The sequence below is a fragment of the Kingella kingae genome (assembly GCF_900475905.1).
Classification (GTDB): Bacteria; Pseudomonadota; Gammaproteobacteria; order Burkholderiales; family Neisseriaceae; genus Kingella; species Kingella kingae.
The window spans coordinates 1,726,965-1,745,550 of record NZ_LS483426.1 but is presented as its reverse complement, the minus strand read 5'-3'; the positions used below and the strand labels follow the sequence as shown (position 1 = coordinate 1,745,550).

19 protein-coding genes and 2 tRNA genes are annotated in these 18,586 nt (G+C 47.6%); 10 read left to right on the top strand and 11 right to left on the bottom strand.

The features are described from left to right. Positions 1–25: 25 nt before the first annotated feature. The 9 genes from DQN52_RS09355 to DQN52_RS09315 all read left to right on the top strand — a co-directional run bounded on the left by DQN52_RS09355 (position 26) and on the right by DQN52_RS09315 (position 6,568). Positions 26–400: a GPW/gp25 family protein gene (locus DQN52_RS09355; protein ID WP_071461646.1), complete on the top strand. Its 375-nt coding sequence runs from the start codon at positions 26–28 to the stop codon at positions 398–400. Continuing rightward, positions 397–1,536, top strand: coding sequence for a baseplate assembly protein (locus tag DQN52_RS09350; protein WP_111694450.1), 1,140 nt, complete (start codon positions 397–399; stop codon positions 1,534–1,536). The genes DQN52_RS09355 and DQN52_RS09350 overlap by 4 nt, the downstream gene beginning before the upstream one ends. Further along, complete coding sequence (locus tag DQN52_RS09345; protein WP_071461649.1) at positions 1,529–2,107, top strand: phage tail protein; 579 nt, start codon at positions 1,529–1,531, stop codon at positions 2,105–2,107. The genes DQN52_RS09350 and DQN52_RS09345 overlap by 8 nt, the downstream gene beginning before the upstream one ends. Continuing rightward, a complete protein-coding gene (locus DQN52_RS11230; protein WP_111694417.1) occupies positions 2,108–3,562 on the top strand; it encodes a gp53-like domain-containing protein in 1,455 nt (484 codons plus the stop codon). It begins immediately after the preceding gene. 12 nt (positions 3,563–3,574) lie between these two features. Then, complete coding sequence (locus tag DQN52_RS09335; RefSeq protein WP_032133698.1) at positions 3,575–3,784, top strand: hypothetical protein; 210 nt, start codon at positions 3,575–3,577, stop codon at positions 3,782–3,784. Then, entirely contained in the window at positions 3,729–4,085 is a 357-nt protein-coding gene (locus DQN52_RS09330; protein ID WP_003789002.1) for a hypothetical protein, read from the top strand. Before DQN52_RS09335 ends, DQN52_RS09330 begins: the two co-directional genes overlap by 56 nt. Before the next feature lie 143 nt (positions 4,086–4,228). Continuing rightward, positions 4,229–4,666: a DNA adenine methylase gene (locus DQN52_RS09325; RefSeq protein WP_003789006.1), complete on the top strand. Its 438-nt coding sequence runs from the start codon at positions 4,229–4,231 to the stop codon at positions 4,664–4,666. Between the two features lie 315 nt (positions 4,667–4,981). Then, positions 4,982–5,686 (top strand): ABC transporter permease subunit, encoded by a 705-nt coding sequence (locus tag DQN52_RS11520; protein WP_407928298.1) that lies wholly within the window; start codon positions 4,982–4,984, stop codon positions 5,684–5,686. Between the two features lie 114 nt (positions 5,687–5,800). Next, positions 5,801–6,568, top strand: a complete 768-nt coding sequence (locus DQN52_RS09315) for a sulfite exporter TauE/SafE family protein (protein ID WP_003786248.1) — start codon at positions 5,801–5,803, stop codon at positions 6,566–6,568. Between the two features lie 205 nt (positions 6,569–6,773). On the opposite strand, the gene DQN52_RS09310 is transcribed toward DQN52_RS09315, so the two are convergent. The 10 genes from DQN52_RS09310 to aroA all read right to left on the bottom strand — a co-directional run bounded on the left by DQN52_RS09310 (position 6,774) and on the right by aroA (position 15,712). Continuing rightward, entirely contained in the window at positions 6,774–6,956 is a 183-nt protein-coding gene (locus DQN52_RS09310) for a hypothetical protein (protein WP_003786250.1), read from the bottom strand. Between the two features lie 280 nt (positions 6,957–7,236). Beyond that, positions 7,237–7,803 carry a 50S ribosomal protein L25/general stress protein Ctc gene (locus tag DQN52_RS09305; RefSeq protein ID WP_003786252.1) on the bottom strand — a complete coding sequence of 189 codons (567 nt, stop codon included), beginning with the start codon at positions 7,801–7,803 and terminating at the stop codon, positions 7,237–7,239. A gap of 122 nt (positions 7,804–7,925) precedes the next feature. Continuing rightward, entirely contained in the window at positions 7,926–8,909 is a 984-nt protein-coding gene (locus DQN52_RS09300) for a ribose-phosphate pyrophosphokinase (RefSeq protein WP_174259093.1), read from the bottom strand. Between the two features lie 181 nt (positions 8,910–9,090). Then, positions 9,091–9,167: transfer RNA gene (locus tag DQN52_RS09295), tRNA-Gln, on the bottom strand. A gap of 13 nt (positions 9,168–9,180) precedes the next feature. Continuing rightward, a tRNA-Gln gene (locus DQN52_RS09290) sits at positions 9,181–9,257 on the bottom strand. Between the two features lie 84 nt (positions 9,258–9,341). Then, on the bottom strand, positions 9,342–10,196 hold the full coding sequence (ispE, locus tag DQN52_RS09285) for a 4-(cytidine 5'-diphospho)-2-C-methyl-D-erythritol kinase (RefSeq protein WP_003786256.1): 855 nt from the start codon (positions 10,194–10,196) through the stop codon (positions 9,342–9,344). An 11-nt stretch (positions 10,197–10,207) separates the two neighbouring features. Beyond that, the gene (locus tag DQN52_RS09280) at positions 10,208–10,807 is read right to left on the bottom strand and encodes an outer membrane lipoprotein LolB (RefSeq protein WP_003786257.1); all 600 of its coding nucleotides are present in this window, start codon (positions 10,805–10,807) and stop codon (positions 10,208–10,210) included. Positions 10,808–11,018: 211 nt separating this feature from the next. After that, positions 11,019–13,142 carry a tetratricopeptide repeat protein gene (locus DQN52_RS09275; RefSeq protein ID WP_003786261.1) on the bottom strand — a complete coding sequence of 708 codons (2,124 nt, stop codon included), beginning with the start codon at positions 13,140–13,142 and terminating at the stop codon, positions 11,019–11,021. A 100-nt stretch (positions 13,143–13,242) separates the two neighbouring features. Next, positions 13,243–14,277: an ABC transporter substrate-binding protein gene (locus tag DQN52_RS09270; RefSeq protein ID WP_003786263.1), complete on the bottom strand. Its 1,035-nt coding sequence runs from the start codon at positions 14,275–14,277 to the stop codon at positions 13,243–13,245. 139 nt (positions 14,278–14,416) lie between these two features. Next, a complete protein-coding gene (gene aroA, locus DQN52_RS09265) occupies positions 14,417–15,712 on the bottom strand; it encodes a 3-phosphoshikimate 1-carboxyvinyltransferase (protein WP_003786264.1) in 1,296 nt (431 codons plus the stop codon). Positions 15,713–15,891: 179 nt separating this feature from the next. Here aroA and DQN52_RS09260 point away from each other — a divergent pair, with 179 nt between their 5' ends. Next, positions 15,892–16,689: a transporter substrate-binding domain-containing protein gene (locus DQN52_RS09260; RefSeq protein WP_003786266.1), complete on the top strand. Its 798-nt coding sequence runs from the start codon at positions 15,892–15,894 to the stop codon at positions 16,687–16,689. Positions 16,690–16,812: 123 nt separating this feature from the next. Here the strand turns inward: DQN52_RS09260 and DQN52_RS09255 are convergent, their stop codons facing one another. Then, complete coding sequence (locus DQN52_RS09255; protein WP_003786268.1) at positions 16,813–18,456, bottom strand: lactate permease LctP family transporter; 1,644 nt, start codon at positions 18,454–18,456, stop codon at positions 16,813–16,815. Positions 18,457–18,586: the final 130 nt, after the last annotated feature.

The window sequence follows — 18,586 nt, the reverse complement described above, 5'->3', positions numbered from 1 at the left end:
GCCGTCTTAAAGCCATAATCACACCATGAACTACGAACACCCCATTTCCCAACATTGGCAGCTCGCACAAGGCGGACACGGCATCACGCAAGGCGCGGACGACATTGATTTATGTATCCACAATATTTTGTCCACGCGCAAAGGCGCAGACGTATTACGCCCCAATTTCGGCTCAAACCATTTTGATTATTTGGACACGCCCGAAGACATCTTCGTGCCAAACGTGGTGCGTGAAATCACGCTGGCGATTCAAACATGGGAAAAACGAGCCGTAGCAGAACGCGTACGATTTAGCGGCAACGCCCCACACATCACGATGATTGTGGAATGGCGAATCGCGAACGACATCGCCAGCGAACTCTATCAAACCCAAATTTACGCAACAGGAACAGCAACATGAATGTGAGCGATTTAAAACGCGAAGAAGTCAAAATCGTGGACGACAACCCTGAAACGGTGTTGGCGGAAATGATTGCGGATTACGAATCACGCACAGGCAAAACGCTGCAACCTGCCCACATTGAACGCTTGCTGATTAACACATTCGCCTACCGCGAAACGCTCAACCGCCAGCAAATCAACGAAGCCTATCGGCAACAACACGTCCGTTTTGCCACAGGTTTGATGTTGGATTTATGCGGTGATGACGTGAATACGCCACGATTGGAAGCGTCCGCCGCTCGTTGCACGATACGCTTTGCCGCTACCGAATTTACCAGCGAAGTGAATATCCCCGTTGGTACGTTGGTTGCCGTAGGCGAAACCGTGTTTGCCACCACCGAACAAGGGCAACTCACCACCAGCAATCCGCAAATGGATTTGCAGGCAGCCTGCACCGCCACAGGCACAAAAGGCAACGGCTGGTCAATCGGGCAAATCAACACGCTGCAAAGTACGTTGTCGGGCGCAAACCAAATCACAGCACAAAATATCAATATCCCCACAGGTGGCGCGGAAACAGAAAGCGATGAAGCCTACCGCGAGCGTGTATTGCTTGCGCCTGAAAGTTTCTCGGTCGCAGGTTCGGTGGGCGCGTATCAGTATTGGGCGCGAGCAGTGTCGCCCGCGATTTGTGATGTTCATGTGGCGAATGCGCTGGACAGTTCGGGTAATCCGATTGGCGGTACAGTAGCGATTACGGTTTTGAGCAAAACAGGGCTACCTGAACGCGAATTGCTCACACAAATCTATAACGAAGTGTCGGGCGAAAAGAAACGCCCTTTGTGCGACAAGGTAGTGGTGAACGCGCCCGAAACGGTGGATTACACGCTCAATGCAGAACTGGTTTTGTTCACAGGCGCAAATGCACTGGAAGTAAAAACTGCCGCCGAACAAGCGTGGGAAAGTTACGAAACACGCAGACGCGAAAAATTGGGTGGCGATATTGTGCCGCTTAATGTGATGTCCGTTTTAAAAGTCGCTGGCGTATATAACGTGGTTTTGACGCAGCCGAATTGGAAAATCATCAAGCCCAATCAATGGGCAAGATGCACGGCGGTTAAATTGACCACATCAACGGAACGGCAAGATGGCTAGATTGACCTATGCAGAAATCATTGAACGCGACCAACGCTACAAAATTTTAGCGGATTTAGGGCTGCGTTTAGATTTGGCTGACACACCCAAACTCATGCCGCGTTTAGTAGATTTAGTCGCCCCCGAGCATTTGGAACTATTAGCCGAAAGCCGAAGCATTTTGAACGAGGACGGTTATTGGCTGGCTGAAAGCGACCAAGCGCGAAGACGGTTAATTAAAGGCGCGTATGAATTGCACCGCTACAAAGGCACACCGTGGGCAATCCGTGAAATCGTGCGGCGTTTGGGTTTGGGTGAAATCAATCTTGTGGAAGGCTTAAATAGCAAACAGCACAACGCCAAAATCAGCCGAGACGGCAAATACGTTTACGGACACGCCGACCGCTGGGCGCATTACCGCATTGAATTAAACCAAACCATTACCAACGACCAAGCCGCTTTATTACGCAAAACACTACACGCTTTTGCACCAGCACGTTGCGTGTTGGCAGCATTGGATTTTCGTGCTGCTGCCCTGCGCCACAACGGCACAGCCCAGCGCGACGGCACATTCAACAAAGGAACTGCATAAATGGCAAATTTAAAAGAAACCCCAGTCTGGGAAGCAGGCGTTTACCAATGGGAAACATCCGACCCTGTGATGGGTGGTGAAAATGGCATTGACAATAAGCCCACACGCCAGCTCGCCAATCGCACATCATGGCTCAAAGCAGAAATGGCTCGCATTAACGATTTAATCCATGCAAACCAGCAAACAGCTACACAACAATTCGCACTCAAAACCACCACTATCACAGCAGGAGCAGGTTTAACTGGCGGTGGCGTGTTACGCGACAATCAAACTTTGTCATTGGGTAAACCGTCCAAAATCACAGCAACCACAACCAATTTAGCCGTTAGCAATACGCATACGCATGAAATCGATAAAGCCAGTGGTGCGGTGGCAGGCATTGTCATGCTCTCAGCTTCTACCAGCAGCACCGCAACCGACAAAGCTGCGACACCCAGTGCCGTCAAAGCCGCGTATGACCTTGCCGCCAGCAAAGTCAGTTTAACTGCCAACCAAGCCATTGCAGGCAGCAAAACATTCATCAATCCCATTATTGTTGGCGAAACGAGCAGTTGGGAAAAAATGAGATTCAACGTCAAAGGTGGACACTGGCAACTTGAATTTAATCCTGCTGGCATAGACGGTAAATCTTTGAATTTTCTGTTTACTTCGTCCGAAAAGAATCCGCAACAAACACGCATTCGCTTTCCAACCGTTACCAAGCATCAAAACGTCGCCTATGAAAGTTGGGTGGAGGGCGCGATTAACAAAGTTGTGGGACGTTTTGCCGCCAGTAACCACACTCACACATGGGCAAGCATCACAGGCAAGCCAGCCACGTTTGCCCCAGCAGCGCACACCCACACCGAATATCTACCCAAAACAGGCGGAACGATTGATGGAAATTTAAAAATTCAAGGTCATTCAGATAATTGGTATGGCAGTTGGATAAACAATACCAATGCTTTGGGCAGTGCTTTTTTACATTTAGCAACAGGCGGAATCACTCGTGCAGGGATTGAAACTTCCCACGAAGGCAACGGCTCATGGCGCATCGCTTTGATGGGAACAGCACAAGGCGATATCAACCAAGACCGCCACGAACAATTAATGACAGTTAGCGCCGCCAGCGTTTGGACAAAAGCTTACGGCAGCCTGCACGATTACTTCACGCGCCGTAATGAGTTCGCCGTTCAAGCCACAGATAACGGCTATACCCGATTACCCAATGGCTTAATTTTGCAATGGGGCAGTTTCTATTACAACGATTTGCCCAGCTGGAATAATACATTTGATATCACCTATCCCATTACATTTCCAAACAAAGTATTGTCGGTTGTCGCCTGCGGTGCAGGCTACCAAGGCACGCCAACCAACGCCGCCACTTTGCGTAATCACAATTTCACAGCCTATGTACGAGAAATGTACACAGGTGCAGAGGCTGGCGGAGTGCGCTGGTTTGCAATCGGTTTTTAAAGGAGATAATCGATGAGTATTTATTTTGATTACGGCGTACAAACATTTTTTGACGACACCATTCACGAAACCGTACCTCAAACCGCGCAAACCATTACTGCCGAGCAGCACCAAGCCTTTTTAAATGCATTAAATCAAGGCGCGTACATTACCCAAGATTTGCAAATTGTACCGCGCCCAAGTACCGCGCACGTTTGGCAGAACGGTAAATGGCGTATATAGCTGCTATTCCAGTTCAATCCGAGACGGCGGTGTGCGCTTCAAAGTCATGCCCTTGCCGCCTGACAAGTGGGATTTAATCCGCGTGGATTTGCCTGAGCAGCGCATACATGAGTTTTACGCTCAAACCAAAGGTGCGAAGTACGATTGGGCTGGCTGTTTGGGGATTGCCTTACCTGCCTTGCGCCAAAACGTGAAAAAATGGTTTTGCAGCGAATGGTGTGCAGGCTGCTTGGGTTATGACCAGCCTGCGCGGTTTAGTCCGAATGGGTTGGCGAAACAGCTTTCAGGCAGCCTGAAATAGCAAAAACCCTGTCTGAAACACAGACAGGGTAGACAAAACAAAAACGGCTGCGTGGCGGTGTAACGAGCACCGTTCCCACGCCTGCACGCTACGCCACCCGAATTACTGACTGATATTCAACGTGCAGCACGGTTCTTTTATATTTGCAGTGCAATACCTTTGGTGGCAAAACAACGGGTCAAACATTTGGTACAGCGACGACAGAAAAAGCATGGAATGCAACGCAAATCGCCGAAAAATTGCAGGCTGCACGACAACGGCTAGGTGGGGTATTCATTGAAAACGAACCGTGGCAACGTTGTGTCAAACGCTACGACCGACCGCATACATTCTTTTATGCCGACCCACCGTACTGGCAAGTCACAGGTTACGAGCGTGTATTTGATTGGACGGAATACGAACAGCTTGCTCAAACGATGCGAACCATGCAAGGTAAGATGATGTTGAGTATTAATGACCACCCCGATATTCGCGCATTGTTTGCCGAGTTTAATATTACAGAATTGCAGCTAGCTTATTCTGTGGGGCGCAAAGCAGAAAGCCGCATACAGCGTGGTGAGTTGGTTATTTGTAACTACTGATTTCAAGCAGCCTGCAACAACAAAAGCGACTGCAACGTCGCTGTTGTTATATTTGATGCTATAAATTCAAATCCAAACGTTTATGGTATCAAAGTTGCAGCGGTTTTATAGGTAATAGCCAGCGATGAGATTGCTCAATTTGCACAGTTGTAAAAAATCCTGCTTGCAATAAGCAGGATTTGAAACTTTGTTGCACGGTATGAAATAAATAATAAGTGGGTTTATCTTGCAAAATGTGGGGAGAATTTCGCGCGTGGCATCAAACGCCAAAAACAAGTGGCTTTTTTTTATAACTTTTTTGTTGTTGGTACTCGCTTGCTGATAGATAAAGCATCAGGCATCAAAGATTATCCCGATTTGAAAGGCAAAACGGTTGTAACCACCGCAGGCACAACGTCTGAACGTATGCTCAAAGAGTACAACGAAAAAGAAAAAATGGATATGAACATTATTTCTGCCAAAGACCACGGCGAAGCATTTTTGATGCTGCAAAACGGTCGCGTACAAGCCTTTATGATGGACGATGTGTTGCTGGCTGGCGCACGAGCCAAGTCAGCCATATTGGGTGTGATGCGAACCTTACCTAATAAAATGGCAAACCACATTACATCGACCTATGTTACTTTGTTTCGCAATGTGCCGTTGCTGGTGCAGTTGTTTATTTGGTATTACGTTGTTCCCAATGCCTTTCCCGAAGCCTATATTTTGGTGGTTGGCGCGGTGTATTTTGTGATTAGCGCGTTGAGCATGACCCCAATTGCGATGTTGTTTGACGAGCCAACTTCCGCGCTAGCTCCCGAAATGATTAACAAAGTGTTGGACGTGATGGTGGAATTGACGCGCGAAGGCATGACGATGATGTGCGTAACACACGAAATGGGTTTTGCGAAAAAAGTAGCGAACCGTTTGATTTTTATGGATAAAGGGCGAATTATTGAAGATTGCAGCAAAGACGAATTTTTTGGTAGTCCGCGCAGCGAACGCGCCCAGTTATTTTTATCCAAGATTTTGAATCATTAAAGACAGGGGGCGCGTATTCATAAATTGTGCAAAAAGCAGCCTGCATTTTGGTTGATTCAAAGTGTAGGCTGCTTTGGCGTTATAATGTAAACTTTTTTTAAACTGGAATTTTTCATGGACGAACTCACACTCATTTTATTGTTGCTAACAGGCTTTGCCGCTGGCTTAATGGACGCGGCGGTGGGCGGTGGCGGTTTGCTGCAAATTCCCACTTTGTTTGGCTTGCTGCCTGCCCACTTGCCTGTGGCAACGGTGTTGGGTATCAACAAAGCAGCATCGTGTGCTGGCACGTTGATGGCGGCGGTGCAATATGCGCGAAAAGTAAAATTGGCGTGGAAAATGCTGTTGCCAGCGGCTGTGTTGGCATTTGCGGCATCGTATGGAGGCGCGAAATTAGCGGCTCTGATTCCCGTGCAGCACATGAAGCCTGCGATGTTGGTGATTATGTTGCTGATGTTTGTCTATACATTCGCCAAAAAAGACTTTGGGCAACTGGTGCGCCACGATGCTTTAACGCGCCGCGAATGGCTGTTGGGTTTGGGTGCTGGCGCGGCGATTGGTCTGTATGACGGCGTATTCGGGCCAGGAACGGGCAGCTTGCTGGCGTTTGTGTTTATCCGATTTTTCGCTTACGACTTTTTGCAGGCAACCGCGTCCGCCAAAATCATTAACCTAACCACGAATTTGGCGGCGCTGTGTTACTTTATCCCCAATGGCTATATTGTGTGGGAATGGGCGATTCCGTTGGCGGTGGCGAATTTATTGGGCGGCTGGACTGGTTCGTGGCTGGCGGTGCGTGGCGGCACGGTTTGGTTACGCAAAGGGTTTATGCTGTTGCTGTGTTTGTTGATTGGCAAATTTGCTTGGGATTTGTGGAAGTGATTTTGGGGATAAAATTGCAGGCTGCTTTTTGATGTGTTTTTGTATCAAAAAGCAGCCTGCACTTTGTTATTGCTATGCTTTAATTTTGTGTTGATAGTCAAAATATAGTGAATTAAATTTAGATTAGTACAGCGTTGCCAACTCCCTTATGTACTAGATGTACACGGCGGTCGTTGTCGCCTTGTCCTAATCTAAATTTAATCCACTATAAATAGCCTGACAAAGTAGGTTTAGAGTAGTACAAAATCCATTCTTTTGGCTTGCGAACTTTGTCGAATGCTGCACGCGCTTCTTCATACGTCTGAAATTCTTTCTCTGTGCGCGGTGTGCGGAATATGTAGATTGATTTATCTTCGCGATATACGATTTTGTAGATTCTTGGTTTCATGTTTAAAGCCCCTTGAATTTGAACATTTGTACAATTCAAAAGGCTTTAATTACAGATTGATTTGTATTTCTGCGAATGGGGTACGTGCATGGCATTGCACCGCCATACCTACGCTTGGATTCGCTCTCTGCCATTTGAACTTCGGGCAATATATAAGGTTTCAGCCTGCACTTTTTGTCCCAATCTTTGTTTTTGGGTCAGAAAAGTGCAGGCTGCTTTGGTTATACAAAAAACCGCCGTTTTCAATTTATCAAACAGCGGTTTTTATTATGCGATACGATTAGCGTTTTTTGCCTGTAACCGTTGCCACAGCCAAGTTGCTATTGCGTTTCAATGCAATGCTTTGTACGCCTTCTGGGTATTTGATGTCAGACAAGTGCAAGATGTCGCCAGCCACCACTTTTTCGCAATCCAATTCCAAAGCAGCAGGAATATTTTTTGGGTCAACCAAACAATCTACCACGGTTACCAACAAAGAAACGCGACCGCTTTGCAATTTAACAGCGTGAGAAATTTCTGCGTTTACAATGTGAACAGGCAATTTGATGCGAACAGGTTGGTTCACGTCAATCGCTTGGAAGTCAATGTGGGTTACTTGGCGTTTAACAGGGTGCATTTGGTAATCTCGCACAATCACGTTTTGCTCTTTGCCGTCAATGCTCAATTTCAACACTTGCGTGAAGAAAGTTTCTTTTTGCAAAGCGAAGTACATTTCTTTGTGGTCAACGGTAATCGCTTTGGTTTCGCCCAAACCGTAAACAACGGCTGGAACTTGTGCGTTATGACGCAGGCGGCGGCTCGCACCCGTACCTTGCTCAGAACGAATAGTTGCTTGAATAACAGTCATGTTAATTCCTTAAAGTTAAATGAAAAAATAGTTGCTACCGAGCTGCGACCAACTCTGCAACCAAACAAACAAGCTGCCTGAAAAACGATTCAGACAGCCTGAAATCTTGCAAACCGCGTATTCTACAACAAAATGAACGAATTAGGGTGTACTAATTCTTCGTTGAAAAGATAAGATACTGATTCTTCGTTGGAAATACGTCTAATGGTTTCTGCCAGCAAGCCAGCAATCGAAACTTGGCGGATTTTGCCGCTGGCTTTGGCGGCATCTGACAATGGAATGGTGTCGGTAATGACCACCTGGTCGATGTCAGAAGTATTCAAACGCTCCACTGCGCCACCCGAGAATACGGCGTGGGTTGCATAAGCCAAAACACGTTCTGCACCACGTTCTTTTAACGCCGATGCCGCTTTGCACAAGGTGTTGGCGGTGTCAATCATGTCATCAATCAGCAAGCAAGTTTTGCCATTTACATCGCCAATAATGTTCATGACTTCGGCAACATTGGCTTTGGGGCGACGTTTGTCGATAATCGCCAAGTCGGTGTTGAGCATTTTGGCAACAGCACGCGCACGCACTACGCCACCAATATCGGGGCTAACCACCAACAAATTGTCGATGCGTTGCGACATGATGTCGTGTGTCAAAATGGGTGTGGCATAGATGTTGTCCACAGGAATGTTGAAAAAACCTTGAATTTGGTCGGCATGCAAATCTACTGTTAAAACACGGTCGATGCCTGCTGCTTCGAGCATATTGGCAACCAATTTAGCAGAAATGGGAACGCGAGCCGAACGGGGGCGGCGGTCTTGACGTGCATAACCAAAATACGGAATGGCAGCAGTAATACGACCTGCCGATGCGCGTTTGAGTGCGTCTGCCATCGTCAAAATTTCCATTAAATTATCGTTGGTTGGGGCGCAAGTGGGTTGCAAGATGAACACATCGCGACCACGCACATTTTCCAATAATTCAACAGCCACTTCGCCGTCCGAGAATTTTTTAACGGACGCATTGCCCAAAGCTGTGTCTAAATGTTTGGCGACACGTTGTGCCATTTCGGGATTGGCGTTGCCTGTAAACACCATTAAGCTATCAAAAGCCATTTCTTCACCTGATTGATTGGGTTGGATTTTGGGATTGGGGAACATGCGTTACCCTTTCGCATTGAGAATTGAGATTTGCCCTTACGAGACGTGCGCGATTATACGCGATTGTAATTTGCGGTTAAAGTGGGTTAAATCAAAAAATAAATGCCTATGTTCGTAAAAACATAGGCATTTGATTTGGCTGGGGATGTAGGATTCGAACCTACGCATGTCGGAATCAAAATCCGATGCCTTAACCAACTTGGCGAATCCCCAATAAAATAGGTTTTGGCTGGGGATGTAGGATTCGAACCTACGCATGTCGGAATCAAAATCCGATGCCTTAACCAACTTGGCGAATCCCCAACTTTAATCGCGTTTGTGCGATTGGAAATCGCTTATTATGTTTATTTTGCACGCAGTCGTCAAGCCTATTTTATTTATAAATTTTTATCTATTTGAAAATATTTCAAATAAAGGGTGCTTCGCTTGGTTTTGTATATACCAGTTTTGCAGGCTGCTTGGCAATTGGCTTTGGATTTGCTGTGCGTGTTCGGCTGAATCGCATGGCAAAAATAGGCATGAACCTGAACCTGTCATACGCGGTGTGCCATATTGGGCGAGCTGGTCAAAAGCAGCCTGCACTTTTGGATAGCTTTGCAGCACGATGTTTTGCATATCGTTGCGATGTGGTTGCAGGTTTTCCCAAGTGGGATTGGGGTTGCTGGGGCTGTTGCGCGGTAAATCGGGGTGAGCAAAAATGTTGGGCGTGGCAACGTGTTCATCGGGGCGCACCAACACATAATGCTGCGCTGGAACGCTGATGGGTTGCAGTTTTTCGCCAATGCCACGCGCAAAAGCGGTTTGCCCAAACAGGAAAAACGGCACGTCTGCGCCCAGTTGTACGCCTAATGCGATGAGCTGTTCGGTGTTGAGCTGACATTGCCATAGCTGGTTGAGCACCCACAACACGGTTGCTGCATTGGAGCTGCCACCGCCCAAACCACCGCCCATTGGGATTTGTTTGTGCAACCAAATGTCTGCGCCGTGCAGGCTGCTTGTGTGTTGCTGCAATAATTTGGCGGCACGAACGGTCAAATCTTGTTCGGGTGATACGCCTTGCGTGGGCGTGTGCAAGATAATTTGTGAATCGTTGCGCGATTGAATTGCCAGCGTGTCGCATAAATCAATCAACACAAAAATGCTTTCCAATTCGTGGTAGCCGTTGGGCAGCCTGCCGATGATGCGTAGGTCTAGATTGAGTTTGGCTGGGGCAGGGTAGTGCGGTAGGCGTTGCGGTAACATAAAAACGCTCGTCAATTTCGGGTTGGACAAAGGGCGGTTTGGCTGGGCGCGTTGCCTGCTTGGCGTTGGTTGTCGCTAAACACCATGCGTAGGCTAAATGGTGCGTTTTCCAAGTGCAGGCTGCTTGGTGTGCCGTCTTCGTTGGCTTCGCGTTCAATTTGCCAACCAAATTGGTGCAGCCTGCCTGCGTCATCAAACGAATGCGGTGCGCTGGCAACCCATTCGCCATTTGCCCATACGCTCAAATATTGCAGCGGCAAGGGGTAGCCAATGAGCTGTGCGCTCAATGCTTCGGCGTTTTCTGCGGTGTAGGCGCGATTGTTGTGGTCGATGGCGATGGCACCTTGCGCGTCTTGGCAAAGCTGCCCAACTGTATTGCCCAATGGCGTGTTGATGTCAAATTGCTCTACGCCATTTTCTTTGCGCCAATCAAAATGCGCCGATTGCCCAGTGTTGCCATTTTTAACGGCAAAGCGTCCGCTGCTGCTGAAACTTTGCCAGTTGCGTTGCGCTTGCCATTGCGCTGGGGCTTGTGTTTGCAAGGGCGCGTCCAATGATGTGCAGGCTGCCAAAAATAGATTTGCGCCCAAGATAAGCCAGAGTTTGTTCATGATGATGACCTAATTTAGTATCAAAGCAGCCTGAGACCTTTGCAGAACCCCATCTTTGGTGCATTTCTTCGTGATGCGCTTCTCGAACGCTTGAAAATATTTTAATATTATCTGCGCGTTCTGCGATGCTATCACTTTGAACTGCACTCAAATCTGGGGTTTTGCAAAGGTCTCAGCCTGCATTTGGAAAGTGCAGGCTGCTTTTTGTGGTTTATGGATTGGCTGGGAACGTAATCCCAAATTTCTGCAAAGTACGTTTTAGCACTTCGTCATCGGGTTGCGTTTTCCACGATTCTTGCCATACGCGCCGCGCTTCGTCTTTTTGACCGAGCTGCCAATATACTTCGCCCAAATGTGCGCCTGTTTCGGCATCGGCAGAATGTTCGTAGGCAAATTCCAAATACGGCAAAGCAGCCTGCACTTCGCCTTTTTTGTAGTATGCCCAACCCAAGCTGTCGTTGATTGCCGCGCTTTCGGTGTTTTGTTGATAGGCGGCGTAAATCAAATCAAACGCTTCGTTTAAGTATTGGCTATCCCATTCCAGCAGCGAATAGCCCAATGCGTTTTGACCGCTGGCATCGTTGGGTTTGAGCTTCAAATATTGGCGGAAATCGGCAATGCCTTTTGCCATGGTTTGCGCTTGGGAAGTGTAGAGTAAGCCGCGGTTGTAATAAATTTCCGCAATCGCATCGGTGCGCTGGCTGGCGTTGGTGATGCGTTTAGCTTGATTCAGGCGGCTGTCCAATTCCTTAATTGCCACATCAAGCGGTTTGGTTTTGGTAATCAAATACAACAAAGTGCGCTGAATATCTTGGCGCGAAAAGAAATGTCCTTCTTGTTCGGGCATTTTTTCGGCAGCAAGGGCGTATTGTTCGGCTTGTTGCCATTGTTTTTTCTCTATCATCAAACTGGCTAATAAAGCATTGGCATCAAACGAAAATTCGCCATTTTGTGGGATTTTTTTCGCCCACTCAACCGCGTTATCCATATATTGACTACCCGACTGGGTCAAGAAAATGGCTGCGGTTAAAGCTGTTCTGCCTTTTTGTTCGGCTTGACCAATTTGATAGGCTTTGTCCAAATAGCCCAACACGGTTTGCACTTCTTGCTCTTGCGCCATGGCGATGCTGGCTGCCATAAAATACAAGCGCGAATCAGGCGTGTCGCTTAATAAGCCCGATAATTTTTGTTCGGCGCGTTCAAATTCTTTTGCCGTAATCAGGCTTTCCACTTCCAATACGCGCCATGCGTTAGACAACTTGTCGGCAGGCGTGGTTGCAAAAAAGCGATTAAACACTTCTGGGTGTTTTTGCGATAAAACGCCCAATGCCAAAGTGGTAACATAATTCAATTCTTTATCCACATTTGCCAAACGCTGCACGGCTTCCAAAGCATCGTTTTCGCGATTGTTCGCCGCGCTAATTAAGGCATCGGCAATCGCTGCTTCTGCTAGTTGCGGGTATTTGAGCGCGGCACGATGCGCTACTTGGTTTACTTGTTTCGCCAAATCGTCTTGCACCACGCTCATTTGCGCCAACATGATAAACAAACGCTGTTGCTGCTCGGCGTTGGATTCAGCAAGCACCGTTTCCAGCGTTTGCACCACAGGTTCGGCTTCGCCCACTGCCAACGCGCGTCCCAATGCTAAACGGCGCAAAGCTGGGCTGGATTGCGGTTCGATTTCTTGCCATTGTTGATAAATCGCTTCGGCAATCGGATAAGCGCGCGCTTGAATCGCCAATTCCATGGCACGTTCTGCCACTTCTGGGCTGCGTGAGTGTTTGAGCGTTGTCAAATACAAGCCCAACGAAGTACGCGCATCGCCTTGTGTGTGCGCGATTTCGCCAGCTAGCAGGCTCATCATGGTTGCGGCTTGCTCTTTGGCTCGTTCGTAGCGGTTTGCTTCGGCTGCCAAGGCAGCGTCATCTAATTGTCGTCCCCTGTTGGGCTGAATCACAGGGCGCGTATTGGTTGATGCTGGCTTGCTGGCATTGGGTTTGGTTGATGTCGTAGGTTTGGTTGATACAGGTTTGCTAGCCGCAGGTTTATTGGTGGTAGGTTTGCTTGATGCAGGTTTGCTGCGTTCGGGCTTATTTATCGTAGGTTTACGCGCATTATTGGCGGTAGATTTATTGTTGCTAGACGCATTGTTTTTGCGCGATGAAGCAGCCTGCGCGGGTTTGCGCGTGTTGCTGTTGTTTTGATTTTTTGCTGCTGGGCGTGTTTGCGTTTTGCTATTGGACGCAGGTTTGTTTTGCGGAGCAGCCTGCACATAAGCAGACGATACAGCAAACGCAGTCGCCACCACGCTTGCCAATAATTTAGTGCGGAACATAGTTATCTCGCTAATCAATCCATAAAAATGGTGCTAACTGTATCACAAAAGAAAAAAGTGCAGGCTGCTTTTTTGGGCAAAGTAGCCTGCACTTTGTGTTTTACTCAATCACACGAGTCGCGCGTTTACGCAAATCGTCATTAAATTGCACGCCTTGTTCTGCGGCAAATTTCGGGTTCAAGTGCAATTCAAACTCGGTTGGTTTGGTTGGCGCAATGCTGCCAGCCGTCGTGCCGTTCAAGATTTGCGCTGCCATTTTGCCGCTTGCCAAGCCGATTTTGTAGTCATCTACGCCCACAGCTGCTGCTGCGCCACGTTCCACCGATTTGGTGTCGGACGCAATCAATGGGATTTTCATTTCCACCGCGGCTTTGTACATTGACTCGTATGCCGCCACCACGTTGTTGTCGTGCGCGGTGTACAACACTTGCACTTTGTCTTTTAAGCTACGCGCAGCAGTCAAAACATTGGACGTGGTTTGCGCTGGGGCTTCCACCACTTCAATGCCGTATTTTTTCGCTTCTTCGCGCAGGGCGTTGAGCGTGCTAACCGAGTTCGCTTCGCCTGGGCTATATACATAACCAATTTGCTTTAAGTTTGGCACAACATCGCGCATTAACGCCAAATCGGGTTCAAGGCTGTGTTGGTTGGACGTGCCTGTTACGTTTGTGCCAGACGGCTCCCACGATGCCACCAATTTCGCGCCAATCGGGTCGGTAATGCCTGAAAATACCACGGGAATGGTTTTGGTTGCTGCTACAACGGCTTGTGCGCTAGGTGTAGCAATCGCAACAATCACATCGGGATTGTCGCCTGCGAATTTTTTGGCAATTTGTGCAGCAGTGCTGAGGTTGCCTTGCGCCGATTGGAAATCTACCGTCAGATTTTTGCCTTCTTCAAAGCCTTCTTGTTTGAGCTGGTCGAGCACGCCTTTGCGAATCGCGTCCAAAGACGGGTGTTCTACGATAGACGTAATCGCGATTTTTTTGACTTCGCCGCTGGCTGTGGGTGCAGGAGCAGAAGCGGTGGCGTTGCTTGCTGCTGGCGCAGGTGTGGCGGTTTGTTGTGCGCTGGGATTGCAGGCTGCCAAAACGGTCGCTGCCAACAAACCCAAAGAAAAACGAAGCGTGTTCATGTGTTGTGTTCCTTGATTGATGAAAACAGGGGGGGCAAGCGTATCACAATGCGTGTGGATTGGTAAAGAATTTGTAAAGATATAGTGCAGGCTGCTTTTTGAATAATAAAGCAGCCTGCACCTTATTCTGCCGATTCAATCACGCACTCAACCCATTAAACACATCAAAATAAGTCGGGAAGGTTTTGTGTGTGCATTTTGGGTCGTTAATCGTAACCGACACGCCCAGCAGCGACACGAGCGAAAAACACATCGCCATGCGGTGGTCGTCATACGTGTCAATCATCGCGTTGTTGGTCAAAGTGGCAGGCGGTGTGATGTGGATTGCTTCGGGTTCTTCCACTACCGTTGCGCCCACTTTTCGCAATTCGTTTGCCATCGCTGCAATGCGGTCGGTTTCTTTGAAGCGCCACGAGCCAATATTGCGAATGCTGCACGGTGCGCCTGTTGCTAATGCCACGACTGCCAGCGTCATCGCCGCGTCAGGAATGTGGTTGGCATCTAAATCAAACGGCAAAACGGCTTGATTTTCGGCGCGAGACACTTCAATAAAATCATCGCCCCAAACAACACTTGCGCCGATTTTTTCCAATTCACGCGCAAACGCCACATCGCCCTGAATCGCGTTTTTGCCCAAACCTGTTACGCGAACCGCTTTGCCCGACAACAAACCTGCTGCCAAGAAATAACTCGCGCTGGACGCATCGCCTTCCACGTTCACGATTTCGGGCGCGTGGTAGCGTGCATTGGCTGGAATGCGGAACGTTTGATACGCTTCGTTTTCTACGTTTACGCCAAATTGTTTCATTAAATTCAAAGTAATATCAATATAGGGCTTGGAAATTAAATCGCCCTGAACTTGAATATCAAACGCTTGACCTGTGAGCGGCAATGCCATCAGCAAAGCGGTCAAAAATTGGCTGGATACATTGCCTTTAATTGGGATTTGGCGGACTTGGTTGTCGGTGCGCGTGTGGATTTGCAACGGAGGATAGCCATCGTTGCCCAAATAATCCACTTGTGCGCCAGTCAAACGCAGTGCGTCCACCAAATCACCAATCGGACGTTCGTGCATACGCGGTACGCCGTGCAAATGGTAGTCGCCGCCCAAAATCGCCAATGCGGCGGTTAGCGGACGAAATGCCGTGCCTGCGTTGCCTAAAAACAAATCGGCTTGTGTGTTGGGGAACGTGCCGCCTTGCCCTGTTACGCGCAAGCAGCCTGCACTTTGTGGGTGCAACGCAATGCCCAGTTGTTGCAAGGCTTCTAGCATTCGGTCGGTGTCGTCCGATTTGAGCAGCGAGCGGATTTCGCAAGTGTTGTCGGACAACGCCGCCAGCAGCAAAGTGCGGTTGCTAATGCTTTTTGAACCTGGTAGCGCAACGGTGTTGTGCGATTGTAATTGGCGTGGCGCGAGTGTGATGAAGTCGGTCATAGCGAATCTCTGTTTGCAAAAAAGTTTGCATTATATAGTGAAGTGAATGTGCAGGCTGCTTTTTGTATATTTAAAGCGGCCTGCACGTTTGGTTTTAGAGTAGACACGAATAAAGCAAATGATATACAGTTGCGGCTAATCTATTTTTTAGATTAAACAATTATTTAATAGGAATCAATATGAGAAATTATAAAAAAACCATGTGTGCAGCAACCTTGATGCTGGCATTGACTGCGTGTTCGGAATCCAAAAATACGGCTGCTCAACCCGAAAGCAGTAGTGTACCTGCTGTGGCACAAGCATCGGGCAAAGTGTATCGGGTGGTGTCAGAAATCACTTATGTGCCGTTTATTTTGCGCGATGATAAAGGTCAGGTAAGTGGATTTGAGTTTGAACTGCTAAATGCCATTGCAGAAAAACGTGGCTTCCAGCTGAAATTTGAAGCGCACACATGGAAAGGTATTTTTGATACTTTAACGCAAAATAAGGCGGATATTGTGAGTGCGGGTGTGACCATCAACGAAGAGCGTAAACAAAAATATGCGTTTACTACACCGTATTTTAAAAGCACAACAGCGGTGATGGTTTTAGATAAATCGCCGATTCGCAGTTTTGCTGATTTACAAAAATATCAAATTTCGGTTAAAAATGGCACCTCGTCCGATGAATTTGCCAAACAGCAGGGTGTGCCTGTGGACAAAATTCAATACAAAGAAACCACTTGGTTAATGGTAAAAAATGTTATGTCGGGTCACACCGAAGCGGCAATTGAAGATATTGGGCCGCTCAAATATTATGAACAGCAATACAAAGACAAAGGCTTGCGCGTGGTGACAGACGAAAAATTGCCGCAATTTGATTATGGTTTTGTGGTGCGCCAAAACGATAAAGAGTTGCTCGACCAGTTGAACAAGGGCTTGGAAGAAATCAAACAAGACGGAACGTATGACCGCTTGTATAAAAAATATTTTGGATAATGAATAGGGGAAGTGCAGGCTGCTTTGAATATAGCAAAAGCAGCCTGCATTTTTAAATAAAGCAGCCTGCACTTTCTGTTAAACAAAAAGTGCAGGCTGCTTTATTATCGTGTTTACGCGATTTTATTTAGAGAAGAAAATCAACGTCCATGGCAACAAATAGTGTTGCGTGGCGGTCAGCAAACCAACAAACATGCAGAAAATTAAGCTGTGTTTTACGGTAAAGCGGAACAAGTCAGATTCTTTGCCTTCCAAGCCCACCGCAGCACAAGCCACCGCGATAGATTGTGGCGAAATCATTTTACCTGTTACGCCACCTGTGGTGTTTGCCGCCACGGTCAATTCAGGCGTGATGCCCAGTTGGTTTGCCGTGCTGGCTTGCAATGAACCAAACAACGCATTTGCCGAAGTATCCGAACCAGTCAAGAACACGCCCACCCAGCCCAAGAATGGAGAGAAGAATGGGAACAACGCGCCTGTACCAGCCAACAACAACGCCAATGTAGAAGACAAACCAGAGTAGTTCGCTACAAACGCAAAGCCCAATACCAAGCCGATAGACAAGATAGACAAGCGCAATTCATACAACACTTCGCCGAATGTTTTAACCGCTTCGGCAGGTTTCATTTTTAGGATAACCATAGACACAATCGCTGCCAGCAAAATCGCTGTACCTACTGCGCTGAACAAGTTTAATTTGTACACGGCTGCATAAGGAGTGGGTTCGGCAACGATTGGCGCAGCTTTTAATACCAAATTGTGTAAACCTGGCCATTCAATTTTGATGGTTGCCATATCCAGCACTTTTTGTATGCCTTTAATGGTCCACAAGCTCACGAATACGGTCAGAATTGCAAATGGCGACCATGCTTTAACCACTTGTGCGGTGGTGTATTCGTTTTCTTTACGCGCTTCTGGTTTTTTCATCCCTTGGAACGTGAAGATTTCCACAGGCTGCCATTTTTTCAAGAACGCAGACAAGCAAATCAAGCTAACCAATGCAGAAGTAACGTCTGGCAATTCTGGGCCGATGAAGTTTGCTGTGATGAATTGAGTAACCGAAAAAGACACGCCAGCCACCAAAACTGCAGGATAAGTTTGTTTGATACCGCGCATGCCGTCCATCATCGCAACCAACCAAAATGGCACGATGATTGACAAAATTGGCAACTGACGACCTGCTACTTGACCAATATGGTATGGGTCTAAGTTAGACACTTGACCAGCTACCAAAATCGGAATACCCATTGCACCAAACGCCACAGGTGCGGTGTTGGCAATCAAGCACAAACCAGCAGCGTACAATGGATTAAAGCCCAAACCCACCAACAAAGCGGCAGTAATCGCTACGGGCGCACCAAAACCTGCCGCACCTTCCAAGAATGCACCAAATGAAAAACCTACCAACAACATTTGCAAGCGTTGATCTTCTGTAATAGAGATTACCGATGCGCGAATAATGTCAAATTGACCTGTTTTAACCGTGATTTTGTACAAAAACACGGCGGTAATAATAATCCAAGCAATCGGCCATAAGCCATAAGCAAAGCCATAAGCCGCCGATGAAATGGCCATGCCAACAGGCATACCAAAGGCAAAAATCGCCACGCCCAAAGCGATGAGCAAGGTGCATAAACCTGCCATATAGCCTTTGAGTTTGAGCTTGGTCAATGCCACAAAGAAGAAAACAATCGGCAACATGGCAACCAGCGCGGTCATTACCGTGCTATTGCCTACTGCGGCATAGTTCTGCGTCCAAGTTTCCATAAAATTCTCCTAATAAGAATAGAGCGAGTTGAGGAAAATTCTGCCAAGATGTGTGCGCCTAGCAGATTTATAGTTTTAGGCAGCCTGCATGGTTTATTGGGTTAGATAAAGTGCAGGCTGCTTAAAATTG

What these genes read in the sequence shown, in the direction of transcription:
- DQN52_RS09335 (WP_032133698.1), top strand. Translation starts at nt 3,575, where the DNA reads ATGAGTATTTATTTTGATTACGGCGTACAAACATTTTTTGACGACACC.
- DQN52_RS09275 (WP_003786261.1), bottom strand. Translation starts at nt 13,142, where the DNA reads ATGTTCCGCACTAAATTATTGGCAAGCGTGGTGGCGACTGCGTTTGCT.
- DQN52_RS09345 (WP_071461649.1), top strand. Translation starts at nt 1,529, where the DNA reads ATGGCTAGATTGACCTATGCAGAAATCATTGAACGCGACCAACGCTAC.
- ispE (WP_003786256.1), bottom strand. Translation starts at nt 10,196, where the DNA reads ATGTTACCGCAACGCCTACCGCACTACCCTGCCCCAGCCAAACTCAAT.
- DQN52_RS09315 (WP_003786248.1), top strand. Translation starts at nt 5,801, where the DNA reads ATGGACGAACTCACACTCATTTTATTGTTGCTAACAGGCTTTGCCGCT.
- DQN52_RS09310 (WP_003786250.1), bottom strand. Translation starts at nt 6,956, where the DNA reads ATGAAACCAAGAATCTACAAAATCGTATATCGCGAAGATAAATCAATC.
- DQN52_RS09305 (WP_003786252.1), bottom strand. Translation starts at nt 7,803, where the DNA reads ATGACTGTTATTCAAGCAACTATTCGTTCTGAGCAAGGTACGGGTGCG.
- DQN52_RS09355 (WP_071461646.1), top strand. Translation starts at nt 26, where the DNA reads ATGAACTACGAACACCCCATTTCCCAACATTGGCAGCTCGCACAAGGC.
- DQN52_RS09350 (WP_111694450.1), top strand. Translation starts at nt 397, where the DNA reads ATGAATGTGAGCGATTTAAAACGCGAAGAAGTCAAAATCGTGGACGAC.
- DQN52_RS09270 (WP_003786263.1), bottom strand. Translation starts at nt 14,277, where the DNA reads ATGAACACGCTTCGTTTTTCTTTGGGTTTGTTGGCAGCGACCGTTTTG.
- DQN52_RS09260 (WP_003786266.1), top strand. Translation starts at nt 15,892, where the DNA reads ATGAGAAATTATAAAAAAACCATGTGTGCAGCAACCTTGATGCTGGCA.
- DQN52_RS09255 (WP_003786268.1), bottom strand. Translation starts at nt 18,456, where the DNA reads ATGGAAACTTGGACGCAGAACTATGCCGCAGTAGGCAATAGCACGGTA.
- DQN52_RS09300 (WP_174259093.1), bottom strand. Translation starts at nt 8,909, where the DNA reads ATGGCTTTTGATAGCTTAATGGTGTTTACAGGCAACGCCAATCCCGAA.
- DQN52_RS09280 (WP_003786257.1), bottom strand. Translation starts at nt 10,807, where the DNA reads ATGAACAAACTCTGGCTTATCTTGGGCGCAAATCTATTTTTGGCAGCC.
- DQN52_RS11230 (WP_111694417.1), top strand. Translation starts at nt 2,108, where the DNA reads ATGGCAAATTTAAAAGAAACCCCAGTCTGGGAAGCAGGCGTTTACCAA.
- aroA (WP_003786264.1), bottom strand. Translation starts at nt 15,712, where the DNA reads ATGACCGACTTCATCACACTCGCGCCACGCCAATTACAATCGCACAAC.